Consider the following 22,852-nt stretch of genomic DNA (forward strand, 5'->3'; position numbering starts at 1 on the left):
CTAGGTCCAGGCCGACGATGCTAACTTCCTTCATGGATGCTCTCTCCTCTAAGTGACGTTCTGGCGAACATCACTCTGGCACATTGCGATGCCGTCGGGAGGGGGCATCCACTCCATCAGCTCTCAGAGGAAATCAACAGAGGTGCGGCCGCCGTCGAAACGGTGAGCGCTGCCGCCAATCCGGGCGTCTCGACCTTCGTCAACGATGCGCTCTCGACCTCCGACCGTCCGGAACTGACCTCGGCCAAGATCATCATCTCCGGCGGCCGTGCACTCGGCTCGTCGGAGAAGTTCAACGAGGTCATTCTGCCGGTGGCCGACAAGCTCGGCGCCGCCGTCGGCGCTTCGCGCGCTGCCGTCGACGCCGGCTACGCGCCGAACGACTGGCAGGTCGGCCAGACCGGCAAGGTGGTTGCCCCGCAGCTCTACATCGCGGCCGGCATTTCCGGCGCCATCCAGCATCTCGCCGGCATGAAGGACAGCAAGGTCATCGTCGCGATCAACAAGGACGAAGAGGCACCGATCTTCCAGGTCGCCGATTACGGCCTGGTCGCCGACCTGTTCGAAGCCCTGCCGGAGCTCGAAAAGGCGCTGTAAGGCGCGCGCCTTTCGCAACTGCGAAAGGAGCCGAGGCGAAGGGGAGGTCCACCTGCAGACGTTGCCTGGCGGGCTTTCGTGGTTGAACGGGAGCTGGCGACACGCCGGGGCTAAAATGCCAGCGCGTCGCCGCTTGAGTTGTTGGGACCAACCAACAGATGAACGTCCTGCGGCTTCCAATGGGCCACCACCTCGTCACCAAAACGGAAAGGATGGTCGAAGAAATCGGACTCCGGAAGGAAGGCGATGAATTCCTCATGTTGCGTGGTCGCCAGTTCCACTTTGACGAATGTGCCTTGATATTCGACATTCACGACCTTGCCGGAAAGGGCGTTGGCGGCCGGCTCATTGCCCGGTTCCAGTCGTATCTTGTCCCGTCGTACGGCAAAGCGGATGTCCTGGCCGGGGTTGACCGCGGCACTTGCGGCCAAATCATAATGTCCGCCCTCGCTGTCTTGCGCTGTTATGATTTCGCCCGAAAAGATCACTCGGGCGGAAACCACATTCTGGCCGCCCATGAAGCGCGCGACGTAAGGCGAATGCGGACGCTGATAGATTTCGCGCGGATGACCGGACTGCTCGATCACTCCGTGATCCATGACGATCACCTTGTCTGCCAGCGCGATCGCCTCGGGTTGCGTATGCGTTACATGAATAAAGGTGATGCCGAGTTCATTCTGCAGTCGCTTGAGTTCGACGCGCATCCGCAGACGCAGGAATTCGTCCAGCGCGGAAAGGGGTTCGTCCAGCAAGAGGACCTGTGGATTGGTAATCAGGGCGCGGGCGAGTGCCACGCGCTGCTGCTGTCCGCCTGAGAGTTCTGCAGGCAGCCGGTCCGCCAGATGGCTCAACTGTACACGCGCCAGCATATCGCGTGCCTGTTCGATCCGTTCGCTCCTGGCGACACCGTGAATCTTGAGTGGAAAGGCCACATTGTCGCTCAGATCGAGATGGGGAAAAAGACCGTAGTTTTGAAACATCATCGCCGTACCGCGTTCCCCGGTGCGCACGCGCGTCACATCCTTGCCGCCGATCATGATACGGCCGGAACTTGGCCTTTCATGTCCGGCGATCATGCGCAGCAGGGTAGACTTGCCGCATCCCGAAGGCCCGATCATGCAACAATAGCTGCCGCCCTCGATAACCTGGTCCACGGATTGCACCGCCGTCACAGGCCCAAATTTTCGAGTGACCTTTTCGAGAAGGATTTCGCCGGGTCTGTTCATGGGTTGCCTTTCATTATCTGTGTTTTCGCCCGGAGATCGCCATGCCGGCAAAGGCCAGCGCTATCACGATCAGGCTCAGGGCCGTGGTCAAAGTGCCAATCGCATAGAGCGCCGGCGTGGTGACATTGGTGGTCAGTGAGGCGATCTGGATCGGCAGGGTATTCCTCGTCCCGACGGTCAACAGCGATCGCGGGAATTCGTCGTAGGACAGCGTCAGGCCGAAAAGCGCGACGGCAATCAGCCCCGGAAAGAGGATCGGAAGCGTCACCAGGGTCAGCACTTGCCACGGCCCTGCACCGGCATCACGGGCGGCCTCCTCCCAAGAGCTGTTGAAGCGGTTCAGCACGGCGAACATGATCAACAAACCGAACGGCAGCGTCCACGTCAGGTGCGCACCGAGGCCGGAGATCAACCAATGCGACCGCAGGCCCAGGGTCTGAAACAGCGTTCCGATCCCCAGACCCGTCAAGACGCCCGGCATGACCAGCGAGACAATCGCCAGATAGAACAGAGCGCCCGATCCGCAAAACCGCCGGCGAAAACCGAGACCGGCGAAGAAGGTCACCGTGACCGTGATCGCCATGGCCAACAGTCCAAGCACGACCGAGCGCTTGAAGGCGCCGCCCAGATCGCCGTAGCGCGAGCTTTCGAACAGGTCGGCAAACCAATGCAATGAAACACCGCGCAGCGGAAAGGTCATCCCTCCGGTCACACCCTGAAACGACAGGATGAAGATCGCGATCATCGGTCCGTAGAGAAAGAGAATGAACAGGACGAAGAACGCCGTCAGGAGCACGAAAGTCAGCTTGTTTGTCGGCATGCCGTTCTCCTATTTCGCCAGTTCGGCCCGGACATCGACGATGCGCAATATGGCCGCCACCATGGCAAGGACGACGACGATCAACAGCATCGCCATTGCCGCAGCCTGCGGGTAGTACATCTGGTCGATGTTGTTCTTCATCGCCGAAACGACCGTGCTGGCCTGTCCACCGCTCATGACTCGCACGACGAAGAAATCGCCCATGACCAGCGTGACGACAAAAATCGAGCCGAGCGCCACACCGGTACGGGACAAAGGAATGATCACGTTGGTGAAGATCTGCAGCGACGTGGCACCGGCATCCAGCGCGGCCTCGATCACGTTGCGATCGATTTTCGCCATGGCGTTGAAGATCGGCACGATCATGAAGAGCGTGAACAGGTTCACATAGGTGAGGATCACCGCAAAATCGGAAAAAAGAAGGACCTCGAGCGGCGTTTCGATCAAGCCCAACTGCATCAGCACAGAGTTGAAGATGCCCTCGCGGCCCAGAAACGGGATCCACGAGATCATCCGGATCACCGTCGATGTCCAGAACGGGATTGTGCAGAGCAGGAACAGGCAGATCTGAAGCTTGAGATTGCGGACATGGAACACGAGATAAAACGACACCGTGAAGCCGATCACCAGCGTGATCGCCCAGGTGATCGCGGCATAGCGCAATGTGTTTGTGAAAATGCGCCAGGTCAGCGACGAGGAGAACACCGCGACGAAGTTGGCCAGGGTGAATTCCGAGCGGTATTCCAGTCCGTCAAACGTCCACAGACTGAGCAGCAGGACCATCAACAGCGGCAGACCGGTGAAGACGATCAGGATGACGGCGAACGGCAGCACGGAAAGCTGCGACCGGCGTGTGGGGGTCATCGGAGGCCTCGCATCGCGCGAAAGAGGGGCCTCGCGCAAGGACGCGAGGATCAGTTGGGGGCTAAGAGGCGACGAAGTCATTCCAACGCTGAACAAGATATTCTCCTTCGTCCATCGTCGTGTTCCAGCAGCGAATTCCGCCGATCCGCTGTTCAAAGTTGCCGCCGTCCCGACTGCGACCGGCCTGCTCCATCACCGTGCCGAAGGGGTCCCTGATTTCGGCGGCGGCGGGCTTGCCGCCATACCAGTAGTCCCACTCCTGCGGCGAAAGGGCGGTCCTTGTCGTTTCCGGAACCGAGGAGTAGTAGCCCTGCCGGGCCACGAACGCGCCGTAAGGGCCGGTCAGCATCCAGTTCAGATATTCATAGGCCGCCTCCCGACGGATGCCGTCGAGATGGCTCATCAGTCCCAGCCCGTTGCCCCATCCGCGATAACCTTCCTTCAAGCCCTTGTAGACGCAGTCAACGCCACGTCCACGCACCGCGGTGACTGCGGGAGACCACATCGACTGAATGACGGCCTCCCCGGAGGTCATGAAGTTCACCGACTCGTCGAAGCTGGACCAGAATGCGCGGAAGTGGCCGTCCTGCTTCAGTTGGATTAGGATGGCAATCGTCTGATCGATCTCTTCGCGGGACATGTTGCCCTTGTCGACGTACTTGAGATCCCCGCGCGCCTCGATCGCCATGGCCGCATCCATGATTCCGACCTGCGGCACGTTGATCAGCGCGACCTTGCCCCTGAATTCGGGGTTCAGCAGTTCCGCCCAACTGTCGATCTCGCGGCCGATCAGATCAGGCCGGATGCCCAGTGTATCGGCGTTGTAGATGGTCGGCATCATCGTGGCAAAGTCGGTCGGCGCCGCAGCGAACGCGGTATCGCCGGGGGCGGCGACATACTGGACTTCAAAGGGCATCGTGCCCTGGCTGGGCATGTCCGAGCCGTCAAAATTCTTGCCCTCGCGGAAAAGCGGAATGATCTTGTTCCAATTGCTGATCTTTGAGGTTTCGACCGGTTGCAGTTTCTGGCTGCGCCAGATGCGCCGCAGCGCCCAAAACTCCAAGTCCGCGATGTCGATGGTGTCTGGCTGGCCGACGACACGGGCCATGATGGCATCGGTCCAGGCGTTCTGCATCTCGACCTTGAAACCCAGATCGGCGCTGGCCTGCGCGGCAATGTCGGGGAATATCGAGTAGGACGGACCCACGTGGGTCAATGACACGTCCTTGATCGTCTGCGCCCAGATCGTCGGGGCGCCAAGCAGCGAGCCGGCTCCTGCGGCTCCTGCCGCGGCAAGCGACTTCAACACGGTACGCCTGCTCAGCGCATTGATAGCTTTCTCTTCCGTCATGTCACACCCCTCTGTCGGCGGAAACGGGATTCCCCGGCACCGGCCCTGGCATATCTGCTCTGTTGTTTGCTTGATGACGTCGAGGTCTTCAGCCCTGCCGCCATGAAACCTAGGTTAGGGGGAATTGCTGCGGTGCGGGCGTGCAAATTTCGCCATAATCGATGCGCGATCGTCATGAATTGTGTCGCAGTTCGTTCCAAGGTTTCGACAGGGTCGAGAAGCCCTTCGCGGACCGTTCATGCTGCGAAGCGCCAGCATGCCGGCAGCCTTGCTTGGGGGCGAATTCATCGGTGCGGGGTGCAGTGGAAGGCTGACCTAGACGGTCGAGGGAGAGTTGTCTTGCCGCTCGAGGTCGCAGACATGTGAACCGGAGGCGCGAAACGCGCTCCAGGGTCGACAATCGAACGTGAAGTCAGGTCCGTGCTTGCGTCTGGAACTGTCGGGCCAGCTTCGTAAAGTTTCGCAGCGCGATGCTCTGGTTGGCACGATTCCAGCACAAGAGAGTTTGAATTCTGGTGGTGCAGTCGCTGATCGGTTTGAACATTACCCGTTGAGGCTGAAAGCGCATCAATCCCTCCACATAGATGGATACCCCGAGCCCCCTGGAGACCAGGCCGAGAATTCCCAATGTGTTGGATGGTTCGTACGCGACCTTCACGTTGAGGCCGGCATTGCTGAAAACATCGTCGATCAACAGGCGGAAGGAGTCCCATTGATCGAGGCTCCCGAGAATAAGCTTGCATTCAGCGAGATCGGCAAGGGTCACCGATGGTCGCGTGGAAAGCCAATGATCCATCGGTATGACTGCAACCAGTTGTTCGCTTGCCACTTCGAGCTTGTCGTATTGCGGGTTCTCGAATGGGCCGAGCATGTAACCCACATCGATCTCGCCGCGTGACAACGCGATCTTCTGGGCGTGGGTCCGCTGGTAGGCGAGCTCCATCGCAACCTCTGGATAAAGATCAGAAAAGGCATGAACCGCGTGGGGCATGACCTCTGTCGCGGCGAAGGACATGTAGCCCAGCTTCAATCGCCCAGTCTTGCCGTCCGCGGCTCTCTTGGCCACTTCGCCGGCTCGGAAAAGCGCATTCATTGCCGGCCGCACTTCTTCGTAATAGGCCCGGCCAGCTTCTGTAAGCATCACCTCCCGGGTTGTGCGGAATATCAGCTGATAGCCCAGCACATCCTCAAGGTGCTGCATGCGGCGGGACAGCGCGGACTGGTCGAGAAACAGCCGCTCTGCTGCCCGACGGAAACTCAATTCCTCCGCGATCGCCATAAAAGCTTCCAGGTCTCGCGAACTCGGCTTGTTCATTCAGGGCCCCAAGATCGACGCGATTGTCGCTTCGCTGCAGACAAAAAACTCGCCGATCCAGCCAATGCAAATTCGGCATCAACAATGGCGATCACGGCAATGGAACATAGGTGTAAGATGTTTTTTTATGCAGTGCAATGAAGAGGGCAAATAATGAGCAATTTTGAGATCGTCGTCCGGGATCGCTGCGTATCTGCCGCCGCTTGCGTCGGTCGGAACTCTCCCTGAAAGGCCCGCCGCGAAGGCGTGGAGGCCAATGTTACGACAATTTTGAATGCGTCAGAAATCGATCACAACTGGTTCAAGGAAACTTCAAATGGCCCGAATTGGCGTCGACGTCGGTGGGACAAACACAGATCTGGTCTTGGAATGCCGCAGAGGGGTGTTCTTTCACAAGGTTCCGAGCACGCCGGCCGATCAATCCATCGGCGTCATCGAAGGCGTGAAGCAGATCTGCCGTATCGCCGAGATTTCAGACGACGAGATCCAGCTCATCGCGCATGGGACAACCGTCGCAACCAATATCACGATCGAGAACAACGGTGCGGAGATGGGGTTCCTCACCACGCGCGGTTTCCGTGACATCCTTCACATCGGACGTCACAAACGCCCGCTGAATTTCTCGCTGCATTTCGAAGTTCCCTGGCAGGCGCGGCCGCTCGTTCGCAGACGCAACCGCATTGCGGTCACGGAGCGGATACTCCCTCCGGACGGCCGCATCGAAGTCGGTCTGGACGAGGACGAAGTGCGGGCGGCCTGCGCGCTCTTTCGCAAGCGAAACATCCGCTCGGTGGCCATTGGCTTCATGTTTTCCTTTCTCAACGCTGCACATGAGCGGCGGGCCAAGGAAATCGTAATCGAGGAGATTCCGGACGCCTATGTCTCGTTGTCGAGCGAAGTCGCCAATGTTGTGCGCGAGTACGAGCGTTTCTCGACGACGGCCATGAATGGCTATGTCGGACCCAAGACGTCCGGCTATCTCCGCAACCTTGAAGCCAAGGTTCGCGAGGCAGGCTTCCCGGCGAAGGTGCGGGTCATCCAATCCAATGGCGGGATCTCCACCGTGGAGGGCTGCTCGCGCAGGCCGATCAGCGTTCTGATGAGTGGACCGGCCGGGGGTGTCATCGGCGGCATCGCCGAAGCCGAGCTTGCCGGTACGCCCAACATCTTGACCATAGACATCGGCGGTACCTCGGCCGACATTTCCACCATTCCCAACGGTCGTTTCCGCATCATGAACCCACGCGACACCTTCGTGGGCGGACATGCGGTGATGACGCCGATGATCGATCTGATCACCATCGGCGCAGGCGGCGGGTCGATCGCCTATGTCGATGAGGCTGGCGGTTTCAATGTCGGACCGCGTTCGGCCGGCGCTGTTCCGGGCCCGGCCTGCTACGACCGCGGGGGGACGGAGCCCACCGTCACCGATGCGCAGGTCGTACTTGGCCGCATGGATGCAGACAGGTTCCTCGGCGGCGACCTGCCGCTCAAGCCCGAGCTGTCGCACAAGGCGATCAAGCAGAAGATCGCCGATCCCTTGGGTATCTCGGTGACCGAGGCAGCGCTCGGGATCATCCGTGTGGTGAATTCGAACATGGCATTGGCCATCCGTTCGAACTCTATCGCCCGCGGCCTCGATCCGCGCGATTTCTCGCTGATGCCGTTCGGCGGTGCGGGGCCTTTTCACGGAGTTGCGCTTGCCGAGGCGGTATCCGCCAAGGACGTGCTCGTTCCCGTCGCCCCCGGCATTACAGCGGCCATGGGTCTGCTTTCGACAGACATCCAGTACGAACACGTGCGATCGGTGATCACGCCTCTGGCGACCCTGACGGATGCCGGCGCGCGGCGCGTTAATGCGGTCATCGAAAGCCTGATGGCCGAGGCGAGGCGGGATCTCGATGGCGACGGGATCGAGGAAGATCGGCACCAATATGAGGTGGTCGCCGAGTGCCGCTATCACGGGCAGGGTTTCGAGCTTCGCGCAGCGCTCCCCGAAGGCAGGCTGTCGGTGGACAACTGCAAGCGCCTGATCGACGATTTTCATGAGCAGCACCGTCGGGACTACGGTTACACGTTCGACGACTCGCTGGTCGAACTCTACAATGTACGCGTCATCGCTCGTGCCCTGGTGCCGCATATTGCCTTGCCGGAATTGGCCGCCGGTGACCAGTCGCAGCTCGCAGACGCCCAGCTCTACAGCCGCGAGACGATCTTCGACGACGGGGTCGCTCATCCCACGCCGCGTTACGACCGAAGCAAGCTCGGCCATGGCGTGACGCTCTCGGGGCCGGCCATCCTGCTCCAGCACAATTCCACGACACTCTTGCCACCCGGCTACATGGCCGAAGTGCTGCTTCATGGCGGCCTGCGCATCAATCGGCACTGACAGCTAGGAGCCTGACATGTTGAACAAAATACAGACTATCGATCCCATCACGCTGCAGGTCATTCGCGGGGCCCTGGAAACGATCGCGGAGGAAATGGGCCATGTCCTCTATCGGATGTCCTTTTCCTCGATCATCCGCGAATCCCAGGACCTGGGTGCGGGACTTTTCGATCTGGAATTCAACACGCTGTGCGAGTCGGAATCAACGCCGATGCACATCGGATCCATACCCGGATACCTGAAGGGCATCCGCGATACGCTCGACGATGGCGAGTGGTTCGAGGGGGATGTGGTCGTCCACAACCATCCCTATCATGGTGCAAGCCATTCCCCGGACCTGGCGATCATTGTTCCGATCTTCTACGACGGGCGTCAGGTCGGCTATGCCGGCAATACGGCGCATCACATCGACATCGGCGCGGCCACCCCGGGCCTCATCATCGACGTGCCCGACGTCTATGCCGAGGGCATGCTGTTCGCCGGCACGAAGATCTACAGCAAGGGCAAACGCAACGGCACGATGTGGAACTTCATCCGCAACAACAGCCGCGCTTCCCGCCAGTTGTGCGATGATATTGAAGCACAGATCGCCTCGGCGCGACTGGGAGCCAAACGCTTCGTCGAACTGATGGACCGCTACGGCGAAAGCACGGTCTTTTCCGCCTGTAACCAGCTTATGGACTATGCCGAAACCATGCTGCGAAAGCGGATTGCCGCCATCCCTGACGGGGAATACCGGGCAGAGGGTTATCTCGACGATGACGGGCGCAATCGCGGCAAACGCCTGCCGGTCAAAGTCTGCGTGCGGGTGATCGGCGACAGTATCGAAGTGGATCTGACCGGCTCTGCCGATCAGACCCAGACCGCCTACAACGTACCCTTCGAAGGTTCGACCAAGGTTGCCGCCTATGCGGCCTTCCGCAAGCTCCTGCTGGATGCGGCGACGTCGGAAACGCGCGTGCCGTCCAACCAGGGCAGTTTTCGTCCGATCAGCGTCACGGCACCAAGGGGCTCGATCTTCAACCCCATCCCACCGGCGGCCGCCGAAGCTCGGTTTACCCAGTGCAACTACATGATCGACCTGATCATCAAGGCACTGGCGCCGGTCCTGCCGGAGGAAATCATCGCCGGCTCGTCGGCGAGCATCTCTTTCGCATCCTACGCAGGCGTTGGCGACAACGGCGAATACTGGGTGTTTCTGGAGGTGAACGAAGGGGCCTATGGCGGTCGGCCACGTTCCGATGGTCCCGATGCCATCGATAACCTCATGGCGAACACGCGTAACAATCCGCTCGAGGATCTGGCCATGCACATTCCGATGATCTGCGAGCGCTATGAATTGCGCACCGACGTCTCCGCAGGCGCCGGCAAATATCGGGGCGGCATCGGCGTGGTGAAGGCGCAACGCATGCTGACGCCGGGTTTCATTACGCATGAAAGCGAGCGGCACAACGATGCCCCCTGGGGCGTCTTCGGCGGACGTCCCGGAGCCGTTGGACGGTGCGAGATCTACAATGCCCGCACCGACGAGGCGCCACGCGTCATGCACTCCAAGTTCCACGGCCTCTCGGTCGAGAAGGATGACGTGATGGTCTATTACGGGCCAAGCGGCGGCGGCTATGGCGACCCGTTGGAGCGGGACCCGCAAAAGGTCCTCGACGACGTGCTTGACGATTTCTGCTCGCAGCAGGAGGCACGAGATATCTATGGCGTCGTCATCGATCTGGAAGCCGAGACGCTGGACGGTGCCGAAACCGATCGGCTGCGCACCCGATTGAGATCCCTTCGTTGAATATCCACCGCCGGGACGCGCAGGTCACGCGCGCACCGAAGCGAAAGCAGCAAAGCAGGGAGGCAGGGGGTGCGTAAGAGAATGCCGTAAAGGCGTGACGCTCCCATTCACTTCAGATCATCGGTCGAACAAAAAGGGGAATTCCAAATGACAGACAAAAAAGAGCCCGAAAGTGGGCAGACCGCGTCCACTCTTCCCGAGATGGGCCGTCGGCAATTTCTCGGCACCACGGCAGCCGCGCTTGCCGCAAGCACCGTCTTCGGGGACTTCACCATCTTCTCGCGGCAGGCGCGGGCTGCAGAGCCGCTGCGCGTCCTGTGCTGGCCGGGCTACGAAGAGAAGGACGTGATCGGCGAGTTCGAGGATCTTCACAAGACCAAGGTCGAGTTCAAGATCTATATCGGCGGCGAGCAGATGTTGCAGTTCTTCTCGCAGACGGCGCCCGGCACCTTCGATGCGATTATCTCGGATGCGGAATACGTCCAGAAGCTTAAGGCCAACAAGGCGATCGAGGCCTACAAGACCGACGGCTTCGCCGAGCTTGCCAACTATCATCCGAAGTTCCGCGATTTCGCACCGACCAAGGGCGAGACGGCCGGCACCGTCTACGGCATCCCGACGCGCTTTTCGTTCTACGGCGTCTCCTACAACACCAATGAGATGTCCGCCGAGGAGGCTTCCGATTGGACGTCGCTGCTCGATCCCAAATACGAAGGCAAGATCGGCATGTTTGATTGGTACTTGCCCAATCTGGGCAATGCCAGCCTTGCCACCAACCCCGGCAATGAGACGCCCTATGCGATCAGCGACGCGCAACTCGTCAAGGTCAAGGAGTTCATGATGAAGCTGCGGCCGCAGGTCAGCATGTTCGGCTCGTCCAACCAGCCGATCGCCCAGGCGATGTTGGCCGGAGATATCGTCGCTTCGCCCACCGGTGACCTCGATATCGACCTCAAGCTCGCGGGTTACGACAACTTCTCCTCGACGATCCCGAAGCAGGGCGGCATCCGCTGGCAGGAAGTGGCCTGCGTTTGCGCGGGTTCGAAGAACAAGGACCTTGCGATGGAATGGGTGAAGTACATGACCTCGCCCAAGGTCCAGTCCAAGCTCGTCTATACCAAGGCATTCAAGGCGCGTGGTCCCAACATGAAGATCGTCGACCACTGGAACGACGATCAGAAGAAGCTGCTTTCCTATGTCCCGGATCCGGAGAATCCCGGCCAGATGCTCGTCGAGACCCTGATCGACCGCTCCATGCCGCGCGGTCTGCCGACGAACCAGCCGGAGCAGGTCTGGATCGACATCTTCAACGAGTTCAAGACGGCCTGATATCCGTCCGCCGCCCAGAAAGCGCAACACCCGTAGCCTCCGCGGGTGTTGCTCCTCTCAATGTTTCCGGGAACGATAATGACGATTTTGACTTCCGCCCCCGATCTCGAACTCTTGTCCGTAACCAAGCGGTTCGAAGGATTTACTGCCGTCGATTCCGTCAACCTCAAGGTTGGACGCGGCGAATTCATCGCGATCATGGGACCGTCCGGTTGCGGCAAGACGACCTTGCTTCGCATTCTCGCCGGACTGGAAACCGTCACGTCGGGCCAGCTCGAAGTTCGGGGAAAGGACGTTTCCGACGTGCCGGTCAATCTCAGGTCGACGCGGCTGGTTTGGCAGAACTACGCATTGTTTCCCCATCTTGACGTGGGCGGAAACATCGCCTTCGGCTTGACGCTGAAGGCTCACGACAAGGCGGTCGTGGCCGGCAAGGTGAAGGCTATGGCCGAACTGGTCGGCCTGTCGGACTTTCTCGACCGCCGGATCGGCCAGCTTTCGGGAGGGCAGAAACAGCGCGTCGCGCTCGCCCGCGCCCTTGTCACCGAACCCGAGATCCTGCTGCTCGACGAACCGCTGGCAGCGCTCGACGCGCATCTGCGTATCCGCATGCAGGGCGAACTGCGCCGGATCCAGCGCGAGCTCGGAATGTCCTTTATCTACGTCACCCACAATCAGGTCGAAGCCTTCTCCATGGCCGACAGGGTGGTCGTGATGAACAAGGGGAGGATCGAGCAGGTCGACTCGCCCGAGGAAATGTATGCGCGGCCCAAGACAGAGTTCGTGGCGCGTTTCGTCGGCTCCAACAATCTATTTCACGGTCGCGTACATTCCGTCGAGTCCGGCTATGCGGTCATTCACTGCGCCCACGGCCAGGTGAGTGTCGCGACACATTCCCCGCCACCGATCGGTTCCCATGTCTATGTCGTCGTCCAAGCGGACAAGATGACCAGCCAGCCGACGGGTGTCCGCAACGAGAACCGGGTCGACGCCACGTTGCGCGGACGAGAATTTGCCGGCTCGTACAATATCTATCTGCTGGATCTGATCGACGGCACGGAGGTCAAGCTCACCACGGCAAATGCCCTTCCGATCGATATCAGCAAGCCCATCTCAGCCTATTTCGCGCCGGAAGATGCCTCGCTGATACGAGGTGCCGCATGACACGGTCAACGATCGAAAACCGCACGATGAAAACGCCCAACGACAGTCCTCTGAAGGTCTGGTTCCTTGCGCCGCTTGTCATATTGCTCGTGGCGCTGTTCCTCGTGCCTCTCGTGTTCCTGCTCTGGATCGGCTTCTGGCGGGTTGAGAACTTCCAGGCCGTGCCTGACTTTTCGCTCGGCAATTACCGAGAGATTTTCGCCAGCTTTTTTACCCGTTCGCGGTACGGTCTGGCGCTTGTCCAGTCGCTTTGGGTTGCCTCCACGACGGCGGTCTGTGCGGTTGCGTTTTCCTATCTAGTCGCGCTGGCGCTTGCCTTCGCTGTCCCGGCGCGCTGGCAGCGCCTGGCGCTGCTTCTCGCCATTGCGCCCTTCTGGTCGAGCTATGTGCTGCGGCTTTACTCGTGGCAGACGATCTTGTCGCGAAACGGCGTGGTCAATTCGGTCTTGAAGCAGATCGGTCTGGAGGGTCTTCGCATCGAGGTGATCTATACCCAGATCGCCACTCGCATCGGCCTCGTTCACTACCTGGCTCCCATTCTGGTCGTCATCCTTTATGTGAGCATTCTCTCGATCGACAGGGTGCTGATCGAGGCCGCGCGGGAACTGGGAGCGACGCGGTGGCAGGCTTTCACACGGCTGGTCCTGCCGCTCAGCCGCTTCGGCCTGATGACCGCCGGCAGTTTCGCGGTCATCGTCGGGCTCGGTGACGCGCTATCCGGCAACCTGCTCGGCGGCGGGGCGGGGAGCTCGATCTTCGGCAAGCTTCCGACTTATGCCAGCATGATCATGTCCGACTATTCCAGTTCGACCAACCTGCCGCGGACGTCGGCTTTGGCCACCATTCTCATCATCGTCATGATCGCCGTACTGGTTGTCGGCTTCATTGCCGCAGATCGTGCCCGCCGGAGGATTGCCTGATGCCCCGTAACCCGTGGATCGTCCTCGGTCGGATCTGGCTGGCTCTTGCCTATGCCTTCATGTTTCTGCCGCTCATCGTTCTGGTGCTGTTTTCCTTCCAGAAAAACCGCTTTCCCGGCTTCCCCCTGCAGGGCTTCACGACGAGTTGGTACGAGAAGCTTTTCTCCGACGGCTCGTTGCCGGCAGCGCTGGGCAACACGATGATCGTCTCGCCCGCGGCGGCGACCGTCGCCACGTTCCTCGCGTTCTTTGCCGCCTATGCGCTCAATCGCTTCCACTTTCCAGGCAAGACCGTGCTTCTCGGACTGGTAACGCTGCCGATCCTCATTCCGCCCCTCATTCTCGGGGTCGGATTTCTCGGCCTGCTGGCACGGGTGCATCTGTCGGGAACGCTGTTTGCGGTCTTTCTCACCCACGTGGTTCTGATCATTGCGCCCGCCCTTGCCATTATCCAACTGCGCCTGGCGCAGATGCCCGCGTCCCTCGAAGAGGCGGCGTGGGACCTTGGTGCGACGGAGATGCAGACGGTACAGAAGGTCGTCCTGCCGTTCGCAGCTCCCGGGATTTTCGGTGCCTGGCTACTCGCCTTCACCTTTTCCTTCGATGAGTTCATCATCGCCTGGTTCGTATCCGGCTTTCAGCCGACTCTGCCGGTGGCGATCTATTCCGTTCTCGTGGCGTCCATAGATCCGTCGCTCAACGCGATCGGCACGATCGTTTTTGCGATTTCCTGCCTCGTTCTGATCGCGCTCGAATTGGTGCTGCTGCCGTATCTGACCCGAGGGAAACAGGCGGGCTGATCATGTCGCGCGAGGCCTGCCGCCCCGCTGCTGCTACATTCACTAAACAAGGTAGCGAGATGAGTTTTGGTTTGACGCATGCCATCACCGACGTCTGTATCCTGGTGAAGGACATTGCCCGCTCGATCGACTTCTATGTCGGCCTGCTGGGCTTCACGCTCAATAGGCGGGCGGATGGCTTTGCGGAGTTTTTTGGTGCCGGTCTGACGCTCGCGTGCTGGGAGATCGAGCACCTGTCATCTCATACGGGCGTGTCAGGGGCGAGAGCGGACGGGCCGCATAAGATCTGCCTCGCTGTCCGGCTGGCTTCGCCCCGGGAGGTGGATCGCGTCCATGCGGAGCTTGATGCTAAGGGGGTCCCGTTCTACCGGCCGCCGGATGGTTACGTTTGGAACGCGCGTTGCGCCTATTTCACAGGACCGGACGACGAGCTCTGGGAGCTCTATGCCTGGAAAGACGGAGGTTCGTTCGGCGATCTTTGAGCGAAGGCTGCCTTTGAGGGGCGCTGGGAACTCCAGTCGACAAGGCAATAGGGCGCCGCTTGTTACGCAGCGCCCTATTTTTCGAACCTGACCTGTCGTTCTATCGGGTTGCGAATTCGACCGGGGCATAGCGTGACGGCTCCACGGTCCGGGGGCGGCCGGGAAGTGAAAGAGTAGAGACGTGCGGCGCTGTCTCGCTGATGACCTTGCCGCGCCGAACGACGGCAAGGCGGTTGGCCCTGAGCCGAATGGCCTCGATCGGATCGCGGGCGTCGAGAAGGACGAAATCCGCATTGCAGCCTGGCGCCACACCATAGCCTTCCAGGCCGAAGGTCTTGGCCGCATTGTCGGTGATGGCCGCAAAGCAGGCTTTCATCGCGTCATGGCTGGTCATGTGCGTCGCATGAATGGCCACGTTGGCCGCTTCCAGCATGTCGGCATTGCCGAGCGAATACCAAGGATCCATGCAGCTATCCTGACCGAATGCAACATTGACGCCGAGCGCCATCAATTCGGGAACGCGCATGAGGCCGCGACGCTTCGGATAGGTGTCGTGCCGCCCCTGGAGTACCACGTTGGCGACAGGGTTGGGGATGCAGTGAACTTCCGCTTCAGCGATCAGCGGCAGAAGTTTCGAAGCGTAGTAATTGTCCATCGAATGCATCGAGGTCAGATGCGAGCCGGCGACGCGACCCTTGAGGCCGAGCCTTTGCGTCTCGTAGGCGAGGGTTTCGATATGGCGCGAATGCGGGTCGTCCGTCTCGTCGCAGTGCAGGTCGACCATCAGCCCGCGCTTTGCGGCGATTTCGCACAGTGCCGTCACCGACAGCCGACCGTCCTCCATCGTGCGCTCGCCATGGGGTATGCCGCCCACCACCTCGACGCCCATGTCGAGGGCGCGTTCGAGGTTGCGCGCAGCGATCGGCGAGCGGAAATAGCCGTTCTGCGGAAAGGCGACCAATTGCAGGTCGAGATAGTCCTGGACCATGTCCCGGACTTCAAGAAGCGCCTCGACGCCCACCAGCCGATCGTCGCAGACGTCGACATGGCTTCGCACCGCCAGTATCCCCTGCGATACTGCCAGATCACAATAACGCAGGGCGCGCTCGATGACGGCCTCTTTCGTCAGCAGTGGCCTCAGTTCGCCCCAGAGCTGGATGCCTTCGAGCAACGTGCCGGTCCGATTGAAGCGCGGTGTCCCTAGCGACAGCGTCGCATCCATGTGGAAATGGATATCGATAAAGGGCGCGCTCAGCAGCCGACCCGTCGCATCGATCATCGTCTGGGCATCGCCCTCGATGTCGCGTTCGACCGCCACGATTTTCCCTTTGGCCACCGCGATGTCGGCCATGCGGCCGTCGGCAAGGTTCGCATTTTTTACGATGAGATCGAAATTCATAAAGACGTTCCTTCTCTTGTTGAACAGATGGCGTTTGGCGAACATATCTGACATCGGAAACGAAAATGCGGGCGGCTCGAAAGCCGCCCGCCTGCCTGATGTGCAGTTACGTTATTCGGCCGCGACAGCGAGGCCGTTGACCGATTCCAGGTAGGAAATGCACTCGTCCACGTTCGTCACGTCAGCAAACTTGGCGTCGATGTCGTAGAGGTTCCAGGCAACGGCGCCGGGGACGCGGTCACCGATGCACTCGCGGACGGCAATGGTGCGGAAACCATCGGCGAGGCCGTCGCAGATTGTGGTGCGGACGCATGCCGTCGCGGTGACGCCAGTGACGAGGATGGTGTCAATGCCGTTTGCGCGTAACAAGCCGCCGAGGCCTGTTCCGTGGAACGCGCTCGCCCGCTTCTTGAGCAGCGTGTATTCGCCCTCGATCGGTGCGATGCGGGAATCGATTGCCCAGAGTTCCTTGTCGGTCAGGTTGACCACATCGATCGGGATCTTGCAGTGCCAAAGCCCCATGTCGGTAAAGGGCGCGTTGCGGTCGGTTATCTCATAAGCAGTCGTGACGTGGATGACAGGATGGCCATTTGCCCGGCACGCGGCCAGCAGGCGCTGCATGCCAGGCATTATTTCGTTGTCCATTGCGTCCTGATCGCAGGTGAAAGGATTGCCTGGGCGTGTCCACGCATTGGCGAGATCGACGCTGATGACCGCCGGCTTTTTCCCAAAGCCAATGCGGCGCTGAAAACCACGTTCCTGATAAATCTTTGTCGAGGCATTGAACGCCTGCTGTAGCATGCCGTCCAGTTCCTTATCATCGACCTGTGTCACAGTAATTCCTTTCGATTGATGCGACTGTGTTCCAAGCCATTGTGGCCAGTGGTGCAAAGGATTGCTGAGCAGGCTTTCAAACGGAATTGCCAAGTTCCCAATTATTATTGCCCCGAACGCATCAGTCGCCGCTCGTCACGGGCCCCATCATGTCGCTGACGAGTGCGGCGGCCGTGGTGAAGCCGACGGACAGGCTCCTCTGGCAGGCGGCCAGGCCGAGACCGAGCGCAGCATGCGTCTTGCCCGTGCCGCTGGGGCCAAGGGCAATAAGTTGTCACGGCGCTCGACCTTGCGGCAATCCCGTTCGATCATCTCGGCAAGCCGGAACAGGTATCCGATATGATCGACGCCTTCGGCGGCGCGCACCCGGGTAAGCTTCTGATACTCGCGTCGGAAGCTTGAGGATTTTGAGATGATGGGAGAGCAGGATCTCCGGGCGAGCACGACAAGTTCAACGTCGCTGGGCAGCGCCTCGTAGGCGTCGCGGACCAACTCGTCATGGCCTTCGCGATCGCCGTTCCTCAGGCAAGCAAATGCATCGGTGCAGGTTTCGACACGAACTTGCACTGGCGGCTCATTTTCTGCGCCGTCTCTTGAAGCAGTCGCGTGGTTGGACCGAGCGTGGTGGGCAATGTTGCAAGGATGCCAATCGTTGATGCCTGATCAACCGCCCTTTCTGCCATCCCTCTGTCAATACGATAAGGTGGCGTCACGGCTTTTGCGGCCAGCGCATCGACGGCCTCCCCGAGTGTCGAACAGGCGACGACGATGGCTGCTCCCGCCATTTATCGCCTCATCGACATGCTTTGCGAGCCGATTGATCACGCCTTCGCCCACTTGTCCCTCTTCAATCGTCCGTAAGAAGAGTTGCCAGTCCGGAAAACGTTCTGAAGCAATCGAGCAAAAGACCGATTCCAGCGCCGGGACGGTGTGGATGAGGGATAGTTTCCGCACCTGTGCCATCGACCGCTCCTCTTTCATTCTGCGGGCTGTTCGAGCTTCTGTGCCCGGTTGTTGGTACGCTGCACGAGCTTTTCATGGCTTCCGCGTAGCACCAGATCAGCTCCGACCAGGATCTTGACGGCCGGCTGAGGATCGGCCGAATGAATGAGGTCATCCAGGATGGTAACAGCCAGGTAGCCGATCTTTCGTTTTGAAACCTCGATTGTCGTCAGGCCGGGATCCATCGTTGCGCTTTGGGGCAGGTTGTCAAATCCGATGATCGAGACATCGTCAGGGATTTTCAGTCCATGTTCACGCAGCGCGCGAATGAAGCCATAGGCGATGATGTCGTTGGTGCAGAAATAGCATTCGGCGAGGTTAAGTCCGTCAGTCAGCAATTGCCGCGTGTCGCTGTAGGCACCGTCATAGGTTGACTCCACCGAAAGAACATCTGCCTCATCCACGGCGAGGCCAAGCCGTGCCATGTTCTTGAAAAAGGCATCGCGTCGCAGCTTAAAATTCGTCGTTTCAACGTGCGAGGCAACAAAGCCGATCCGCCGGAATCCCTGCTGGTGAAAGCGGGACAGCACCTTGAAGACTGCATCCTCATTATTCATGTCGACGAAATTGGCGTCGATGACATCGAAGAACGTATCGATGAACACCGTGGGATAGCCCAGTCCCTGGATCAGTCTGATGTCGGCTTCGGTCAATTCGGTCCCAAGGGCAACGACACCCGAGATCGGTGATCCTGCAAGCGTTTCCGCGACTGAGCTGATAGGCTGGCCTTCGAAGCTTACCACTTCGAGCGTGTAGTTGGGGCTCTGTGGTCATTTCTACATTAATACACGCTAAGGGCATTTTGCAGGTGACGGGAAACACATGATTTCCGCTCACCGTGATCGCGGGGCAAACTGGCCACGCAATAGGGCCATTTTTTGCGCGACAAACCCTGTCGGAATGTTAGGCTGTGCGGCAACACCTGATTTGAGGTTTGTCGCACATGTTGATCGGTTACATGCGGGTATCGAGTAGTGACGAGCGCCAGTCGGTTGCCTTGCAGCGCGATGCCCTGCTCGCGGCCGGGGTCGATGAGCGCCATCTCCATCAGGATCGCGCTTCCGGAGCGCGTGATGACCGGCCGGGTCTGAAGGCATGCCTCGGCGAATTGCGCGAAGGCGATGTCCTGGTCGTCTGGAAGATAGATCGGTTAGGCCGGTCACTCTCCCACTTGATCCGCATCGTCGAGGATTTGAAGGAACGTGGTGTCGCCTTCCGATCTCTCACGGAGGCGATCGACACCACGAATTCGCACGGCGCGTTTCTGTTCAACCTGTTCGGCTCGCTTGCAGAATACGAGAGAGTGCTGATCACCGAGCGGGTCAATGCCGGCCTGGCGGCGGCTCGCCGACGTGGCCGTAAGGGCGGGAGACCTCCAACGATCGATGCGGAAAAGGTCGAGCAGGTTCTAGCTGCTTTGGAAGCTGGCGCCAGCAAGGCGTCCGTGTGCCGGACGTTCAAGGTGGCGCGCTCGACCTTGATCGACACGTTGAAGCGGACTGGATGGACAGGCCCCGGCAAGACCGGCACGCCCGAAACCGTAGTTTGACGAGTGACCGTGGCTGATGGCGTTTCTCGATGAGCAATCGCGTGCCGTTTTATTCGAACCACCCGAAGCTTATGAAGATGCGCAAGCGCGCTATGCACTGACTTCCGAGGATATTGTCTTCGTCAAGGAACATCGCCGGTCGCATAATCGGCTTGGCTTTGCGATCCAACTCGCACTGGTGCGTGATCTGGGCCGTCTGCTGCGAATAGGCGAAGTTCCACCTCAGGCGGTTGTCTCTGTTGTCGCCGACCAGCTGGGCATCGACCCTGCAGTGTTCGAGTTCTACGCCCAGCGCGACGAAACGCGCCGGGAACACGCGCGCGAGATCGTCTCTGCACTGGAGCTTCAGCCTGTCCGGACGAGTGACTATCGCGAGTTGATAACGGCGGCGGCACGCGAGGCGGCGGCCACTGAACAAGGTGCGCCGATCGCCAAGGCCGTGATCGAAGCCTTGAAGGAACGAAAGTTGCTCGTTCCTATGCCGGAGCTGCTGATCCGTCTGGCACTGGCCGGCCGGGCGGCGGCGCGTCGACAAGCCTATCGCGAATTGATCCGGGATCTGGAGCAGCCTTCGATCGAGGCGCTTGATCAGCTCCTCGCTGAGCGGGCCGGCGATCGGAGCCACCTTGGCTGGATTGCGGAAGCACCTGAAGGGGCGAAGCTGAAGAACCTCAAAGGCTTGATCGCCCGCCTCGAGGTATTGCGCTCAGCCGCCATTCCCGACGACCGTCGCAAGACGATCCATGCCAATCGCTACGGCATCATCGCCAGGGATGCACGCATTCTGCATGCCCGGGAGATACGACGCCTGACATCCGAACGTCGCTACGCCACGCTGGCCGCCTTCGTCATCGAGAGACAGGCGTCGATCACCGACCTGACGATCGACATGTTCTGCAAAATGATTGGGAGCAACCGCCGCAAGGCCGAGATCAGCCGCACGGAACGCCGGCTAAAAGAGGCCGAGGTTCTTGATGGGGTGGCGCTTGAGCATCTCAAGCTCGGCGAGGCGCTTCTGGCCGCTCGTGCGAGCAAAACCGATCTTGCATCGGCGATCGCAGCCTCCCTCGGCTGGGACGGATTGGTCGCCAGCATGGCGGCAGCCAGATCTGTCGTCCACCCTGATCGCAGTAACGAATTCGACGAGCTCATCAAGCGGCACAAATCGTTGCGCAAGCTGGGCAGACTGATGTTCCGCACGTTCTCGTTCCGGTCGTTTCGTGCTGATGATCCGATCCTTGTAGCAGTGGACCATCTGCGCGCGCTCTATGGCGGCCGGAAATTGCCGGCGCAGGTGCCGCTCGCCTTTCTGACCCGCAAATGGCGACGCTGCGTGCGCCCGAACAGTGCCGATATCGACCTGCGCGCCTGGGAAGTGGCGGTCCTCGTTCACCTGCGAGAGCGTCTGAGGGCCGGTGACATCTGGGTCGAAGGCAGCCGGGCATGGCGCAGTTTCGAGGATTATCTTCTGCCTCGGCCGATCTTCGAGCTGATGCGCGCCGAGGGGCGGCTCGGGCTCGCACTCCCCGACAGCTTTGCCGAATGGCGAGCAGAACGGACCGCCACGCTCGATGCGAAGCTGAAAGAGCTGGCAAAGGCGGCGGCTGCCAATGCTATTCCGGATGCAGCGATTTCCGACAAGGGCCTGTCGATCTCGCCGATCCGCGAGGAGGAGCGCGACAGCATCGTCGCGCTCAGCCGCCGACTATATGTTCTGGTGCCACGGATCAGGATCACCAGCCTGCTTGCCGAGGTGCAAAGCTGGACCAAATTCCTCGACAGCTTCACGCATTATCGTACCGGTGAGACGGCAAACGACGAGGCAGCGCTGATGGCAGCGATCCTTGCCGACGCCACCAATGCCGGAGCCGAACGTATGGCGGAAAGCTCACGCGGCGTCACGATCCACCAGATGATGCTGATGGTGGACAGGCATATGCGATCGGAAACCTACGCCACGGCGACCGCCGTGCTGGTCGATGCGCAGCAGGCCCATCCCTTTGCCGCGATCTGGGGTGACGGCCATATCTCCTCCTCGGACGGACAGTTCTTTCCGGCTGGCGGGCGTGGCGAAGCCAGCCTCGACTACAATGCAAAATACGGCAAGCGACCGGGGGCGTCGATCTATGGCTTCCTGTCCAACCGTTTTGCTTCCTTCTTCTCCCGCATGATCCAGGCATCCGAGGGCGAAGCCCCCTACGTTCTCGACGGCCTCCTTCACAACGAAAGCTCCGTCGAAATCTATGAGCACGCAACCGATACCGCTGGCGCCACCGAAACGACGTTCTCCATGTTCCACGCCTTTGGCTACAGGCTCATTCCCCGTATCCGCAATCTCGGCAATCGCAGGCTCTTTGTCATTGATCGCGATCCGGCTTACGAACCGCTCGACGCGCTGATCGCTGGAACCGTCAACATGGATGTCGTCGAGCACCACTGGGATGAGGTCTTGCGGCTGAAGGCTTCGATCGCTGCAGGTTTGGTGCCGCCTTCCGTCATCCTCAAGAAGCTGGCAGCGTCGCCGCGACAAAACCGGCTGAACCAGGCCCTGCGCGAAATGGGCCGGATAGAACGCTCGATCTTCATCTGCGACTGGCTGCTCGATACGAAACTGCGCCGCAGATCGCATGCGATCCTCAACAAGGGTGAAAGCCGTCATGCTCTCGCACGCGCCATCTTCCTCCACCAGCTCGGCGAATTGCGCAACCGCGTCGCCGAAACCATGGCTTACCGCGCGTCCGGTCTTAACCTCGTCGTCAACGCCATCATCCTGTGGAACACTGTCTATCTCAGCCGTGCTGTCGATTATATCAGCAGTCAGGGTATTATCATTCCGGACGAGCTGCTCTCCCAGGTCGCACCACTACCATGGGCGCATATCGCGCTCACCGGCGACTACCTCTGGAACGAAATTGACCGACCCCTCGAACGCTTCAGGCCAATCCGGGCTAACCGCTTCAATCCAAACAACTTCAAATTCCCTTAGCGTGTATTAATGTAGAAATGCCCACGGAGCCCC

Annotated in this window: 18 protein-coding genes and 2 pseudogenes; 10 read left to right on the top strand and 10 right to left on the bottom strand. The window is 60.0% G+C overall.

Features of this window, described 5'->3' with window-relative positions; genetic code table 11:
• Positions 1–141: 141 nt before the first annotated feature.
• A pseudogene (locus tag DYZ14_RS23035) lies at positions 142–597 on the top strand (electron transfer flavoprotein subunit alpha/FixB family protein); the annotation flags it as partial.
• Positions 598–707: 110 nt separating this feature from the next.
• Here DYZ14_RS23035 and DYZ14_RS23040 read toward each other — a convergent pair.
• The 5 genes from DYZ14_RS23040 to DYZ14_RS23060 all read right to left on the bottom strand — a co-directional run bounded on the left by DYZ14_RS23040 (position 708) and on the right by DYZ14_RS23060 (position 6,173).
• Positions 708–1,823, bottom strand: a complete 1,116-nt coding sequence (locus DYZ14_RS23040; protein ID WP_154722796.1) for an ABC transporter ATP-binding protein — start codon at positions 1,821–1,823, stop codon at positions 708–710.
• A 13-nt stretch (positions 1,824–1,836) separates the two neighbouring features.
• Positions 1,837–2,643, bottom strand: coding sequence for an ABC transporter permease (locus DYZ14_RS23045; RefSeq protein WP_154722797.1), 807 nt, complete (start codon positions 2,641–2,643; stop codon positions 1,837–1,839).
• A 9-nt stretch (positions 2,644–2,652) separates the two neighbouring features.
• Complete coding sequence (locus DYZ14_RS23050; protein ID WP_154722798.1) at positions 2,653–3,507, bottom strand: ABC transporter permease; 855 nt, start codon at positions 3,505–3,507, stop codon at positions 2,653–2,655.
• Between the two features lie 61 nt (positions 3,508–3,568).
• Positions 3,569–4,858, bottom strand: a complete 1,290-nt coding sequence (locus tag DYZ14_RS23055; RefSeq protein ID WP_154722799.1) for an ABC transporter substrate-binding protein — start codon at positions 4,856–4,858, stop codon at positions 3,569–3,571.
• A gap of 412 nt (positions 4,859–5,270) precedes the next feature.
• Positions 5,271–6,173: a LysR family transcriptional regulator gene (locus DYZ14_RS23060; RefSeq protein ID WP_154722800.1), complete on the bottom strand. Its 903-nt coding sequence runs from the start codon at positions 6,171–6,173 to the stop codon at positions 5,271–5,273.
• 316 nt (positions 6,174–6,489) lie between these two features.
• On the opposite strand from DYZ14_RS23060, the gene DYZ14_RS23065 reads away from it, so the two are divergent.
• From DYZ14_RS23065 to DYZ14_RS23095, 7 genes are all read left to right on the top strand, one after another.
• Complete coding sequence (locus tag DYZ14_RS23065; RefSeq protein ID WP_154722801.1) at positions 6,490–8,562, top strand: hydantoinase/oxoprolinase family protein; 2,073 nt, start codon at positions 6,490–6,492, stop codon at positions 8,560–8,562.
• 16 nt (positions 8,563–8,578) lie between these two features.
• Positions 8,579–10,354 (top strand): hydantoinase B/oxoprolinase family protein, encoded by a 1,776-nt coding sequence (locus tag DYZ14_RS23070; RefSeq protein ID WP_154722802.1) that lies wholly within the window; start codon positions 8,579–8,581, stop codon positions 10,352–10,354.
• A gap of 147 nt (positions 10,355–10,501) precedes the next feature.
• Positions 10,502–11,683, top strand: coding sequence for an ABC transporter substrate-binding protein (locus DYZ14_RS23075; protein WP_154722803.1), 1,182 nt, complete (start codon positions 10,502–10,504; stop codon positions 11,681–11,683).
• A 78-nt stretch (positions 11,684–11,761) separates the two neighbouring features.
• Positions 11,762–12,847: an ABC transporter ATP-binding protein gene (locus DYZ14_RS23080; protein WP_195950094.1), complete on the top strand. Its 1,086-nt coding sequence runs from the start codon at positions 11,762–11,764 to the stop codon at positions 12,845–12,847.
• On the top strand, positions 12,844–13,767 hold the full coding sequence (locus DYZ14_RS23085; protein WP_154722805.1) for an ABC transporter permease: 924 nt from the start codon (positions 12,844–12,846) through the stop codon (positions 13,765–13,767). The genes DYZ14_RS23080 and DYZ14_RS23085 overlap by 4 nt, the downstream gene beginning before the upstream one ends.
• Complete coding sequence (locus DYZ14_RS23090) at positions 13,767–14,567, top strand: ABC transporter permease (RefSeq protein ID WP_154722806.1); 801 nt, start codon at positions 13,767–13,769, stop codon at positions 14,565–14,567. Before DYZ14_RS23085 ends, DYZ14_RS23090 begins: the two co-directional genes overlap by 1 nt.
• Positions 14,568–14,569: 2 nt before the next feature.
• Positions 14,570–15,049, top strand: a complete 480-nt coding sequence (locus tag DYZ14_RS23095; RefSeq protein WP_445292616.1) for a VOC family protein — start codon at positions 14,570–14,572, stop codon at positions 15,047–15,049.
• 100 nt (positions 15,050–15,149) lie between these two features.
• On the opposite strand, the gene DYZ14_RS23100 is transcribed toward DYZ14_RS23095, so the two are convergent.
• From DYZ14_RS23100 to DYZ14_RS23120, 5 genes and pseudogenes are all read right to left on the bottom strand, one after another.
• Positions 15,150–16,448: an amidohydrolase family protein gene (locus DYZ14_RS23100; protein ID WP_154722807.1), complete on the bottom strand. Its 1,299-nt coding sequence runs from the start codon at positions 16,446–16,448 to the stop codon at positions 15,150–15,152.
• Positions 16,449–16,559: 111 nt separating this feature from the next.
• On the bottom strand, positions 16,560–17,282 hold the full coding sequence (locus DYZ14_RS23105; protein ID WP_210209317.1) for an isochorismatase family protein: 723 nt from the start codon (positions 17,280–17,282) through the stop codon (positions 16,560–16,562).
• 116 nt (positions 17,283–17,398) lie between these two features.
• Positions 17,399–17,712: pseudogene (locus tag DYZ14_RS23110) on the bottom strand (ATP-binding protein); the annotation flags it as partial.
• Positions 17,713–17,803: 91 nt separating this feature from the next.
• Positions 17,804–18,067 (bottom strand): hypothetical protein, encoded by a 264-nt coding sequence (locus DYZ14_RS23115; protein ID WP_154722808.1) that lies wholly within the window; start codon positions 18,065–18,067, stop codon positions 17,804–17,806.
• Positions 18,068–18,259: 192 nt separating this feature from the next.
• A complete protein-coding gene (locus DYZ14_RS23120; protein WP_269749465.1) occupies positions 18,260–19,027 on the bottom strand; it encodes a substrate-binding domain-containing protein in 768 nt (255 codons plus the stop codon).
• A gap of 200 nt (positions 19,028–19,227) precedes the next feature.
• Here DYZ14_RS23120 and DYZ14_RS23125 point away from each other — a divergent pair, with 200 nt between their 5' ends.
• Positions 19,228–19,833, top strand: coding sequence for a recombinase family protein (locus DYZ14_RS23125; RefSeq protein WP_003501158.1), 606 nt, complete (start codon positions 19,228–19,230; stop codon positions 19,831–19,833).
• Positions 19,834–19,849: 16 nt separating this feature from the next.
• On the top strand, positions 19,850–22,819 hold the full coding sequence (locus DYZ14_RS23130; protein WP_003501156.1) for a Tn3 family transposase: 2,970 nt from the start codon (positions 19,850–19,852) through the stop codon (positions 22,817–22,819).
• The last annotated feature ends 33 nt before the right edge of the window (positions 22,820–22,852 follow it).

This window comes from Ciceribacter sp. T2.26MG-112.2, from assembly GCF_900492205.1.
In the GTDB taxonomy this organism is placed as follows: Bacteria; Pseudomonadota; Alphaproteobacteria; order Rhizobiales; family Rhizobiaceae; genus Allorhizobium; species Allorhizobium naphthalenivorans_A.